Below are 12,716 nucleotides of genomic sequence, written 5' to 3' on the forward strand. Positions count from 1 at the left end.
GTAGAGTTATCTGCTAAAAATGAACTCTTAGAAAATCCAATATATACATTTGAAATCGATTTAAGCAATGATTTTTTAAATATGCAGAACAACAAAGTTCAAATTTTCGATACCACTTTACGAGACGGAGAACAAGTTCCGGGTTGTAAACTTGATACCCAACAAAAATTGATTATAGCCGAGCGCTTAGATGTACTGGGAGTTGATATTATTGAGGCAGGTTTTCCTATTTCTAGCCCCGGCGATTTTACTTCGGTAAACGAAATAGCCAAACTGGTAAAAAATGCTACCGTATGTGGCTTAACCAGAGCTGTCAAAAAAGATATAGAAGTAGCTGCAGAAGCATTAAGAGATGCTGTAAAACCAAGAATTCATACAGGAATTGGTACCAGTGAATCTCATATCAAATTTAAATTCAATAGTACTCAAGAAGACGTTATAGAAAGAGCAAAACAAGCCGTTTCTTATGCAAAGAATTTTGTAGATGACGTAGAGTTCTATGCAGAAGATGCCGGAAGAACCGATAATGCTTTTCTAGCAAAGGTTTGTGAAGAGGTAATCAAATCTGGAGCAACGGTTTTGAATATCCCAGATACAACCGGATATTGTTTGCCGGAAGAATACGGAGCAAAGATCAAATATTTAAAAGATCACGTAAAAGGAATAGAAGACGTAATTATTTCGTGCCACTGTCATAACGATTTAGGATTGGCTACAGCCAACTCTATTGCAGGAGCAATTAACGGAGCACGCCAAATAGAATGTACGATCAATGGAATTGGAGAAAGAGCAGGGAACACAGCTTTAGAAGAAGTTGTAATGATCTTAAAGCAACATCCTTATTTGAACTTACAAACAGATATCAATACAAAATTATTGTACGATACAAGCTTAATGGTGAGAGAAAAAATGGGAATGCCTGTGCAACCTAACAAAGCTATTGTTGGAGCTAATGCATTTGCACATAGTTCCGGAATTCATCAAGATGGGGTGATCAAGAATAGAGAAACCTATGAGATTATAGACCCTGCTGATGTAGGAGTAAATCAAAGTGCCATTGTTCTTACTGCCAGAAGTGGTAGAGCGGCTTTGGCTTATAGAGCAAAGAAAATAGGTTATGAATTAACTAAGATTCAATTAGATGCAGCTTACAAAGCCTTCCTTCAATTTGCAGACAAGCAAAAGGAAGTAATTGATGAAGACATTCATAAGATCATGAAACAGATCAACAAGATCTCTAAAATAGCGATAGCCTAATGGGAAAAACATTGTTTGATAAAGTATGGGATGCACATGTGGTAGATACTGTAGAGAACGGTCCGCAGATTTTGTATATAGATCAGCATTTAATTCATGAGGTAACCAGTCCGCAAGCATTCAACGAATTAAAAGAGCGTAAAATTCCCGTAGCCAGACCTGATAAGATCGTGGCTACAGCAGACCATAATACACCAACAGTAGATCAGCATTTGCCTGTAAAAGATGCCTTGTCCAGAAAACAATTAGAGCAATTAACACTCAATTGTCGAGAGAATGATATTACCTTATATGGATTAGGACACGAATACAATGGAATTGTTCATGTGATGGCTCCAGAATTGGGAATTACCCAACCGGGAATGACCATTGTATGTGGAGATAGCCACACATCAACGCACGGAGCATTTGGTACCATTGCCTTTGGAATAGGAACCAGTCAAGTTGCACAAGTATTTGCTAGTCAATGTTTATTGCTACAAAAACCTAAAAAACTAAGAGTGAACGTTAATGGAAAACTCAAAAAAGGAGTGCTTCCCAAAGACGTAATTTTATACATTATTGCGCAATTAGGAACCAATTCAGGAACCGGTTATTTCTGTGAATACGCAGGAAATGTTTTTGAAGAAATGTCGATGGAAGGTAGAATGACCGTTTGTAATATGAGTATTGAAATGGGAGCCAGAGGAGGAATGATTGCTCCGGATGAAACTACATTTGAGTACGTAAAAGGAAGAAAGTTTGCTCCAGAAGAAGAAGAATTCGAAAAGAAAGTAGCCTATTGGAAAACATTAAAAACAGATGAAGACGCTGTTTTTGATCAAGAATACTCTTTTGATGCTGAAGATATAGAACCTATGTTGACCTATGGAACCAATCCTGGAATGGGAATTAAAATTTCAGAAACCATTCCGGAAGAGAGCGATGCTTCCTTCAAAAAGTCACTATCCTATATGAACTTTCAAGAAGGAGAAAGCTTGATAGACAAACCAATCAATTATGTATTTATAGGAAGTTGTACAAACTCTCGTATCGAAGATTTTAGAGTAGCAGCCTCTTATATCAAAGGAAAGCAAAAAGCAGAGAATGTAAATGCTTGGTTGGTGCCGGGATCACAACAAGTAGCCAAGCAGATTGAAGAAGAAGGTTTGCAAACCATCTTTGAAGAGGCCGGTTTTGAACTACGACAACCCGGATGTTCTGCCTGTCTGGCAATGAATGATGATAAAATACCGGAAGGAGAATATTGTGTTTCTACATCAAACAGAAACTTCGAAGGAAGACAAGGACAAGGAGCTCGTACTATTTTGGCAAGCCCATTAATGGCAGCGGCTACAGCAGTAGAAGGAAAGATTACTGACATCACAAATCATTTGAACTAGCATGAAGAAGTTTACCAAATTAGTAGATACAGCCGTTCCATTACCAACGGAAAATATAGACACCGATCAAATCATTCCGGCTCGATTTTTAAAGTCAACCGACAAGAAAGGATTTGGTGATAATGTGTTCAGAGATTGGCGTTATCACAAAGACGGAAGTTTGAATGAAGAATTTGTGTTAAATCAAGAAAAATACACTGGAAGTATTTTGGTAGCCGGAGACAATTTTGGTTGTGGTTCCAGTAGAGAACATGCAGCTTGGGCATTGGCAGGTTACGGATTTAAAGTTGTTGTTTCCAGTTTCTTTGCAGACATTTTCAAAGGAAATGCGCTCAATAATGGAATTTTACCGATCCAAGTTTCCAAAGAATATTTAAAGGAATTATTAGAAGAGATCAAAGAGAATCCTAGTACAGAACTGACTGTAGATTTAGAAGAACAAACCTTAGCTAGTTCAGTAGGAACAGTACAATTTGAGATCAACTCTTATAAAAAGATATGCCTGTTAAATGGCTATGATGATATAGACTTCTTATTAAGTAAAAAAGATAAAATAAAAGCCTTTGAGGCAGCCTTATAGAACCATATGAAAACGAAATTTAATATTACCGTAATTCCCGGAGATGGAATAGGGCCGGAAGTAACAAAACAAGCACAAAAAGCATTAGAAGCAGTAGGAGACGTATACGGATATACGTTTTTGTACAAAGAAGCTTTAATGGGAGCTTGTGCTATAGATGAAACAGGAAACCCTTTGCCGGATGAAACCTTAGAATTATGTAAAGAGTCTGATGCCATACTATTTGGAGCCATCGGAGACCCAAAGTATGATAACGATCCATCAGCCAAGGTAAGACCAGAACAAGGTTTACTGAAGTTGAGAAAAGAACTCGGACTTTTTTGCAATATACGTCCGGTAAAAGCTTATGATACTTTGATTAAGAACTCACCTTTAAAAGAAGAGATTATTTCCGGTACAGATACTGTAATTTACAGAGAATTAACAGGAGGAATCTATTTTGGAATCAAAGAGTTAAGTGATGATGGAAAACAAGCTTTTGATGGATGCTCTTACTCTGTTGAAGAGATCGAAAGAATGGCACATTTAGCTTTTAAGGCAGCTAGATCTAGAAAAAAGAAAGTTACTTTAGTAGACAAAGCCAATGTGTTGGAAACTTCAAGACTATGGAGAAAAACTGTTACAGAATTGGCAAAAGAATATCCGGATGTAGAACTAGATTTCTTATTTGTAGACAATGCAGCAATGCAATTGATCTTAAACCCTAAGCAATTCGATGTGATCTTAACCGGTAATCTTTTTGGAGATATTATTTCTGATGAAGCCAGTGTTATTGGAGGCTCTATAGGCTTATTGGCATCAGCTTCTGTGGGAAGTGAGAATGCTTTGTTTGAACCTATTCACGGATCATTTCCACAAGCAAAAGGAAAAGATATTGCCAACCCCTTAGCATCTGTATTATCAGCAGCTATGCTGTTAGATCATTTAGGATTGCAAGACGGAGCAAGAGCTATTGAGGCCGCTGTACAAAAATCTTTAGAATTAGGAATTACTACAGAAGATATTAATTCTGAGCGATCATTTTCTACGAGTAAAGTAGGAGATTTCATTTCAGATTATATTCAAAATCAAGAAGATAGTAATTTGAATTTTCAGAACATTCACATGGGGCAAAGCACCATTATTTAAAAATAATTTGAAAAAGATTTGGATAGTCAAAAAATAATTCAAAATATTTGTGGCATCAAATGAGAAAACAAATTTTAAATATCATTTCTATTATTGTCGTTGTGATTTCTTCACAAGGATAGGGAAGTGTATTTAATTTATATAAAATTCAAAAAGGCTTCCTGATTTCAGGAAGCCTTTTTTAGTTGATCAAAAATGAATCATAATTTAAACATCGTAGTAGTCATTATTATTGTCATTATTAGCTCACCACCGAGTTGATACAGAAGACTATTACACCTAATAGAGAGCCTGTGTCAATATTGATACAGGCTTTTTTTATTGAGTTGAGTATCATACAAGTTAAAATGTAAATGACTGATTAATAGTGGTTTAAATGGTTTTTGATGTTTCTAAACTTTGGAAGATCAAGAAAAACAAGAAGAACATAAGAATAACAATAAAATAATTTCGAATCTCAAAACAAGAAAAATGTATTTCAACGAAGAAAGTGTAGTTTTTTACAACGGAGAATTTATAAAAGCTACAGAGTTAACAACAAACTCCTATAGTCAAAGCTTGCATTATGGCAATGGAGTCTTTGAAGGAATAAGAGCCTATCAAACAGAATTAGGCGCAAGAATCTTTAAACCGTATGAACATTACAAACGATTAAAGTTTGGGGCAGAAGTCATGAACATTCAATTCGATTATACCGAAGAGGAATTAACAGAGATTACTTACGAGTTGTTGGAGCGCAATGGGTTGAAAGATGCCTACATAAGACCTTTGATCACCACAGGGCAAGACATGAGCTTGTTAACATCAGGAGAAACCAATCTGATCATTCAATGTTGGGAATGGGGAAAATATATGGGAGATCGATTGCTACGAGTGAAAACCTCACAGTTTCAGCGTCCAAACCCTAAATCTTGCTTTGTAGAAGCTAAAGTAACCGGACATTATGTGAACTCGATCTTGTCTACAAACGAAGCAAAAAAAGAAGGATATGACGAAGCCTTGTTGTTAGACATGAATGGCAATGTAGCAGAATGCTCCGGAGCCAATGTATTTATGGAAAAGGACGGAAAACTGTACACACCACCACGAGGTCATATCATGGCAGGAATTACAAGAAGTACCATCATAGAGATCTGTAAAGAAGAAGGAATTTCAATAGAGGAAAAGCATTTTACGCTAGAAGAACTCAAACAAGCCGATGCCTGCTTCTTTACAGGAACAGCAGCAGAGGTCATAGGCTTAGAATCCATTGATGAATATCAATTTCCTCTCGATTGGAAAAAATCACACGGATATCAATTGACGAAATTATATAAGAAAGAAGTTTTAGGACAACGCCAAAAAGCAAAAGCGAGTTAACATGGAATTAAATAAGTTTAGTAAAAGAGTAACGCAAGATGATACGCAGCCGGCAGCACAAGCTATGCTGCATGCCATAGGACTGTCGAACTCAGATTTACAAAAACCATTGATTGGGATTGCAAGTACCGGGTACGAAGGAAACCCGTGTAATATGCACTTGAACGATCTAGCAAAATTAACCAAGCAAGGAACAGATAATGTAGACTTGGTAGGATTGATCTTCAATACCATTGGAGTATCAGATGGTATTTCTATGGGAACACCGGGAATGCGTTATTCACTTCCATCACGAGACATTATTGCAGACTCTATGGAAACTGTAGTACAAGCAATGAGTTACGATGGATTGATAACCGTTGTAGGTTGCGACAAGAACATGCCGGGAGCTTTGATAGCTATGATCCGCTTAAACAGACCTTCCGTTTTAGTATATGGAGGAACCATAGATTCCGGATGTCACAATGGAAAAAAGTTAGATGTAGTTTCTGCTTTTGAAGCTTGGGGAAGCAAAGTTGCCGGAACCATGACACAAACAGAATATCAGAACATTGTAGAAAAAGCATGTCCGGGAGCAGGGGCTTGTGGAGGTATGTATACTGCAAACACAATGGCATCTGCTATAGAAGCTTTAGGAATGGCATTGCCGTACAATTCATCAAATCCGGCATTGAGTGATGAGAAGAAAGAAGAATCAGTAAGAGCAGGAGAGGCATTAAGATTATTATTAGAGAAAGACATCAAGCCTTTAGATATTGTTACCAAAAAATCTTTAGAAAATGCAGTACGATTGGTAACAATCTTAGGAGGATCTACCAATGCGGTATTACACTTCTTAGCCATCGCTCGTGCAGCACAGATCGATTTTACACTAGCAGATTTTCAACAAATAAGCGATAGCACACCCTTTTTGGCAGACTTAAAACCAAGCGGAAAATACCTAATGGAAGATGTTCATGCCGTAGGAGGAATTCCGGCTGTATTGAAATACTTACTAAAGAAAGGACTGTTGCATGGAGATTGTTTGACTGTAACCGGAAGAACATTAGCAGAAAATTTATTGGATGCACCTGATCTAAAAGAAGGACAGGATGTAATAAAATCAATCGAAAAACCCATAAAAGTTTCAGGACACTTAAGAATGCTATATGGAAACCTGGCATCAGAAGGAAGTGTTGCTAAAATTACCGGAAAAGAAGGCCTAAAGTTTTCAGGAAAAGCCAAAGTATTCAACGGAGAATATGAAGCCAATGACGGAATCAGAGATGGAAAAGTAGAAAGAGGAGATGTGGTGGTTATCAGGTATGAAGGCCCTAAAGGAGGACCGGGAATGCCGGAGATGTTAAAGCCCACTGCAGCTATCATGGGAGCAGGTTTAGGAAAAGATGTGGCTTTGATTACAGATGGTCGATTTTCCGGAGGTACACACGGTTTTGTTGTAGGACACATCACTCCAGAAGCACAAGAAGGGGGAGTCATTGCTTTAGTGAAAGACGGAGATGTCATTACAATCGATGCAGAGAGCAATACAATTCAACTAGAAGTTTCAGAAGAAGAGATTCAAAGAAGAAAACAAGAATGGGAAGCCCCAAAATTAAAGTTTGAACGCGGGGTATTATACAAATATGCAAAAACAGTGTCTTCAGCCTCAAAAGGTTGTGTAACTGATGAATTTTAAAAATAAACTAAGCTAAGAAAACTGTAAAATGAAAACAGCAACAAGCACACTCGAAAAAAACAAACAAGTAGTTACAGAACGCATGACAGGTAGTGAAGCTGTCATCAGATGTTTGTTGGCAGAAGGAGTCGATACATTGTATGGATATCCGGGAGGTGCCATCATGCCGGTATATGATGAACTGTACAAATATCAAGACAAATTACACCATGTTCTTACCAGGCATGAACAAGGAGCAACACATGCAGCACAAGGATATGCACGCATTTCAGGAAAAGTAGGAGTAGCCATTGCAACATCAGGACCGGGAGCCACCAATTTAATTACCGGAATAGCAGATGCACAGATCGATTCAACCCCTATGGTATGCATTACAGGGCAAGTACCTTCTCATTTGTTAGGAACAGACGCTTTTCAAGAGACAGACGTGATTAGTATCTCAACCCCGGTAACCAAATGGAATCATCAAGTAACAAAAGCTTCCGAAATCCCTGAGGTTATGGCAAAAGCCTTTTACATCGCAAAAAGTGGGAGACCGGGACCGGTTTTGATCGATATTACTAAAGATGCGCAGTTTGGAGAGTTAGATTTTCATTACGAGAAGTGTACAAAAATTCGAAGTTATAAGCCTGTTCCGGAAGTAGACCAACAACAAGTTGAGAAAGCAGCTGAACTGATTAATGAAGCAAAGAAACCATTAATAGTTTGGGGACAAGGAGTGATTTTGGGAGAAGCAGAAGAGGAGCTGAAAAGCTTGATTGAAAAAGCAGGAATCCCGGCAGCCTGGACAATTTTAGGAGCTTCAGCAATTCCTAGTAAACATCCTTTGAATGTAGGAATGGTTGGAATGCACGGAAACTATGCGCCCAATAAACTGACTAATGAATGTGATCTGTTGATTGCTATAGGAATGCGTTTTGATGATAGGGTAACCGGAAACTTGGATACCTATGCAAAGCAAGCCAAGGTAATTCATTTCGAGATCGATCCGGCAGAGGTTGATAAGAATGTAAAAACAGATTTAGCTGTTTTAGGGAATGCCAAAGAAAGCCTTCAGCAATTGATTCCTTTAGTAAAACATAATTCACATCCTGATTGGCATCAGAAATTTAAAGATTTATACCAATTAGAATTTGAAAAGGTGATCAAAGGAGACTTACATCCAATAAAAGAAGGCTTGACTATGGGTGAAGTATTGAAAGAGATCAATGCTCAAACCGAAGGGAAAGCAGCAATTGTTTCCGATGTAGGTCAACACCAAATGATTGCTTGTCGCTATGCAGATTTCAATGTAACAAAAAGTAATATCACTTCAGGAGGTTTAGGAACTATGGGATTTGCATTACCCGCAGCTATAGGAGCAAAAATGGCAGCACCTGAGAGAGACGTTATAGCCATTGCAGGAGATGGAGGTTATCAAATGACCATTCAAGAATTGGGAACTATTTTCCAAACCAAAGTTCCTGTAAAAGTTGTGGTGTTAAACAATGATTTTTTAGGAATGGTACGTCAATGGCAGCAGTTGTTCTTTGACAAACGCTATGCCTCTACAGAACTGACAAACCCTGATTTTGTGGCAATTGCAAAAGGATATCATTTAGCAGCCAAGAGAGTAACGAAACGATCGGAACTCAAAGCTGCAATTACTGAAATGATAGAGAGTAAAGAAGCATACTTCTTAGAAGTATGTGTTGAAAAAGAAGATAATGTATTTCCTATGATCCCATCCGGAGCTTCCGTTTCAGATGTACGATTGGAGTAATACTTAAAAATGTAAAATGTCACCTCGAGCGGAGTGGAGAGGTCTTCAAGGTCTCGACTCCGCTCGACCTGACAACGTTAAAAAGGTTTAAAATGAGTGATAAAAAACAATTATTTACAATATCGATCTATACAGAAAACAATGTGGGTTTACTGAATAGAATTTCGGCAATTTTTCAGCGAAGACATGTCAATGTAGAAAGTATCAATACGTCTGTTTCTGAGATAAAAGGAGTATCCAGATTTACAATTGTTGTCAAAATAGCAGAAGATCAAGTCAAGAAGATCATCGGTCAAATCGAAAAACAAATAGAAGTAATCAAAGCCTATTATCATACAGATGATGAAACCGTATATCAAGAGTCATGTATGTTTAAAATGAGTTCTGAATTATTGTTCAATGAAGACGAGATCCAAGATGTTATTAAAGATAGCAAGGCAAGGATAGTGGAGGTGAATAAGAACTTTTTCGTACTTGAAAAATCCGGAACAAAAAAAGAAGTAGAACAGTTATACAATCAATTAAATAAGTATGGTGTCATGCAATTTGTTCGTTCAGGAAGGATTGCAGTAACCAAAAACGAAATGAAAATATCACAAATGCTAGAAGCATTTAATCAATAAAGAAAATGGCAAATTATTTTAATACACTGACATTAAGAGATCAGTTAGAACAGTTAGGGAAATGCAGATTTATGGAAGCTTCAGAATTTGAAGATGGAGTTGATGCATTGCTAGGAAAGAAAATAGTAATTGTAGGTTGCGGAGCACAAGGACTCAACCAAGGATTAAACATGAGAGATTCCGGATTGGATATCTCTTACGCTTTGCGTGAAGCAGCAATTAAAGAAGAAAGAGCTTCTTATAAAAATGCTACAGCAAACAGATTTACAGTAGGAACTTATGAAGAGTTGATCCCTACAGCAGATCTTGTATTGAACCTTACCCCGGACAAACAGCATACAAATGTTGTGAATTCTGTAATGCCTTTGATGAAGAAAGGAGCTACTTTATCTTACTCTCATGGGTTTAATATTGTAGAAGAAGGAACCAAGATTCGTGAAGACCTTACTGTAATTATGGTGGCGCCAAAATGCCCGGGAACAGAAGTACGTGAAGAATATTTACGAGGATTTGGAGTACCCACTTTGATTGCGGTTCACCCGGAAAACGATCCGGAAAATAAAGGTTGGTCACAGGCCAAAGCTTATGCTGCTGCTACAGGCGGGCATAAAGCCGGAGTTTTAGAATCTTCTTTTGTAGCTGAGGTAAAATCAGACTTGATGGGAGAACAAACCATCTTGTGTGGAGTATTACAAACAGGATCTATCTTGAGTTTTGATAAGATGGTAGAAAAAGGAATTGAACCTACTTATGCAGCCAAATTAATTCAGTACGGATGGGAAACTATCACAGAAGCATTAAAACATGGAGGGATTACGCACATGATGGACAGATTGTCTAATCCGACCAAGCTGAAAGCATTTCAGTTATCAGAAGAACTAAAATCGATCATGAAACCTTTGTTTGAAAAACATATGGATGATATCATCTCAGGACGTTTTTCACAAGACATGATGAAAGATTGGGCAAATGACGACAACAACTTATTACAATGGAGAGCCGCAACAGGAGAAACAGCTTTTGAAAAAACACCTTTGACATCAGCAGAAATTTCTGAACAAGAATATTTTGATCACGGTGTTTTAATGGTGGCTTTTGTAAAAGCGGGAGTAGAGTTGGCATTTGAAACTATGGTAAGTGCCGGAATTATAGAAGACTCAGCTTATTACGAATCCTTGCATGAACTTCCTTTGATTGCAAACACCATAGCAAGAAAGAAATTATATGAGATGAATCGAGTGATTTCTGACACAGCAGAATATGGTTGCTATTTGTTTGATCATGCTTGCAAACCATTGCTAACAGAGTTCATGAAATCTGTAGATACAAATATTATTGGTGAAGCATATTCTGATTCTAATGAAGTTGATAATGTTGAATTGATCAAGGTAAATGAAGCTATCAGAAGTCATGAAATTGAAGAAGTAGGAAAACGATTACGAGGAGCGATGACGGCTATGAAAGTAATCAAAACAGCAACAAAAGAAGAACCTGTTTTAGCATAAAATGAATACCGAGGTTACATATTGTCCTACACTAGAATCGGTTCAGGCAGCAGCAGATAATTTGAAGGAAGTGGTTTTAAAAACACCATTTGTGAAGAGTGATCGATATTCAAGATTATTGTCATCTCATATATATCTGAAAAGAGAAGACCTTCAGCAAGTAAGGTCTTATAAGATAAGAGGAGCATACAATAAGATATGTTCACTTTCAGAAGAAGAACTGCTAAAAGGAATTGTTTGTGCGAGTGCCGGAAACCATGCTCAGGGTGTAGCCTTGGCGTGTCATAAAGAGAAGATCAGGGGGACAATCTTTATGCCGGCACCCACACCTAAACAGAAAGTAGAACAAGTACAGATGTTTGGAGGAGACTTTGTAGATATCCAACTGACAGGAGATACGTTTGACGATGCATTTAGATTCGCAAAACTATTTTGCGATCAGCATCAAAAAGTGTTTATCCATCCTTTTGATGATGAAAAGATCATTGAAGGTCAGGCTACAGTAGGATTAGAAATCTTAGAACAAAGTGAACAACCTTTAGATTATGTATTTGTGCCTGTTGGTGGTGGTGGCTTGGCTTCAGGATTGTCAAGTGTTTTTAAATTACTATCGCCTCAAACAAAGATCATAGGAGTAGAACCCGAAGGAGCGCCTTCTATGAAAGCAGCATTTGAAAATAAAGAGCCAGTACAACTAAAAACAATAGACAAGTTTGTTGATGGTGCTGCCGTACAAAGAGTAGGAAATCTTACCTATAAGATATGTGAGGAATTTTTAGATGATATAATTACAGTTCCAGAAGGAAAAGTCTGTCAAACTATTTTAGAAATGTATAATAAAGATGCAATTGTAATAGAGCCGGCAGGCGCATTAACATTATCGGCATTAGAATTGTATAAAGAAGAGATAGAAGGAAAAAACGTAGCCTGTATCATTAGCGGAAGTAATAACGATATTACCAGAACAGCAGAGATCAAAGAAAGAGCCTTGTTGCATAAAGGTTTAAAGCATTACTTTATCATTAGGTTTCCACAAAGAGCCGGTACACTTAAAGAGTTTGTAATGGACGTTTTAGGAGAGAAAGATGATATCACATTCTTTGAATATTCCAAAAAGACAAGTAGAGAAAATGCTCCGGCTGTTATTGGAATTGAATTAGAGAGAAAAGAAAATTTAGAACCTTTGATCAACAGAATGAAGGAAAGAAGTTTCTTTGGAGAATACCTCAATGATAAACCTGATCTGTTCGAATTTCTTATTTGATAATAAAAGCCTCACTAGAAATAGAGAGGCTTTTGTTTTTTATGAATAATCAGAATGGTGCAGAAATCTGCATTATAAAATGCAGATATCCGCATTTTCTGACTATCTAATTTTTCTAACTTCCCGAAAATCAAATAAGTTTCAATTCTATTCATTGTACCTTATTTACGAATTAAAT

10 protein-coding genes are annotated in these 12,716 nt (G+C 37.3%); all 10 read left to right on the forward strand.

Annotation, left to right across the window (positions count from 1 at the left end; all coding sequences use genetic code 11):
- Positions 1-81: 81 nt before the first annotated feature.
- Positions 82-1,257, forward strand: a complete 1,176-nt coding sequence (locus tag ACFSRZ_RS12945; RefSeq protein ID WP_379667048.1) for a 2-isopropylmalate synthase — start codon at positions 82-84, stop codon at positions 1,255-1,257.
- Entirely contained in the window at positions 1,257-2,639 is a 1,383-nt protein-coding gene (gene leuC, locus ACFSRZ_RS12950; protein ID WP_379666982.1) for a 3-isopropylmalate dehydratase large subunit, read from the forward strand. Before ACFSRZ_RS12945 ends, leuC begins: the two co-directional genes overlap by 1 nt.
- A gap of 1 nt (position 2,640) precedes the next feature.
- Entirely contained in the window at positions 2,641-3,219 is a 579-nt protein-coding gene (leuD, locus tag ACFSRZ_RS12955; RefSeq protein ID WP_379666983.1) for a 3-isopropylmalate dehydratase small subunit, read from the forward strand.
- A gap of 6 nt (positions 3,220-3,225) precedes the next feature.
- A complete protein-coding gene (leuB, locus tag ACFSRZ_RS12960) occupies positions 3,226-4,347 on the forward strand; it encodes a 3-isopropylmalate dehydrogenase (RefSeq protein ID WP_379666984.1) in 1,122 nt (373 codons plus the stop codon).
- A gap of 471 nt (positions 4,348-4,818) precedes the next feature.
- Positions 4,819-5,706 carry a branched-chain amino acid transaminase gene (locus tag ACFSRZ_RS12965; RefSeq protein ID WP_379666985.1) on the forward strand — a complete coding sequence of 296 codons (888 nt, stop codon included), beginning with the start codon at positions 4,819-4,821 and terminating at the stop codon, positions 5,704-5,706.
- 1 nt (position 5,707) lies between these two features.
- The gene (ilvD, locus tag ACFSRZ_RS12970; RefSeq protein ID WP_379666986.1) at positions 5,708-7,384 is read left to right on the forward strand and encodes a dihydroxy-acid dehydratase; all 1,677 of its coding nucleotides are present in this window, start codon (positions 5,708-5,710) and stop codon (positions 7,382-7,384) included.
- Between the two features lie 28 nt (positions 7,385-7,412).
- Positions 7,413-9,146 carry a biosynthetic-type acetolactate synthase large subunit gene (gene ilvB / locus ACFSRZ_RS12975; protein ID WP_379666987.1) on the forward strand — a complete coding sequence of 578 codons (1,734 nt, stop codon included), beginning with the start codon at positions 7,413-7,415 and terminating at the stop codon, positions 9,144-9,146.
- A 92-nt stretch (positions 9,147-9,238) separates the two neighbouring features.
- Positions 9,239-9,769 carry an acetolactate synthase small subunit gene (gene ilvN, locus ACFSRZ_RS12980; protein WP_379666988.1) on the forward strand — a complete coding sequence of 177 codons (531 nt, stop codon included), beginning with the start codon at positions 9,239-9,241 and terminating at the stop codon, positions 9,767-9,769.
- Positions 9,770-9,774: 5 nt separating this feature from the next.
- On the forward strand, positions 9,775-11,274 hold the full coding sequence (gene ilvC / locus ACFSRZ_RS12985) for a ketol-acid reductoisomerase (RefSeq protein ID WP_379666989.1): 1,500 nt from the start codon (positions 9,775-9,777) through the stop codon (positions 11,272-11,274).
- A gap of 1 nt (position 11,275) precedes the next feature.
- Entirely contained in the window at positions 11,276-12,538 is a 1,263-nt protein-coding gene (gene ilvA / locus ACFSRZ_RS12990) for a threonine ammonia-lyase IlvA (protein WP_379666990.1), read from the forward strand.
- Positions 12,539-12,716 lie beyond the last annotated feature (178 nt).

This window comes from Pseudotenacibaculum haliotis, assembly GCF_042684245.1.
In the GTDB taxonomy this organism is placed as follows: domain Bacteria; phylum Bacteroidota; class Bacteroidia; order Flavobacteriales; family Flavobacteriaceae; genus Polaribacter; species Polaribacter haliotis_A.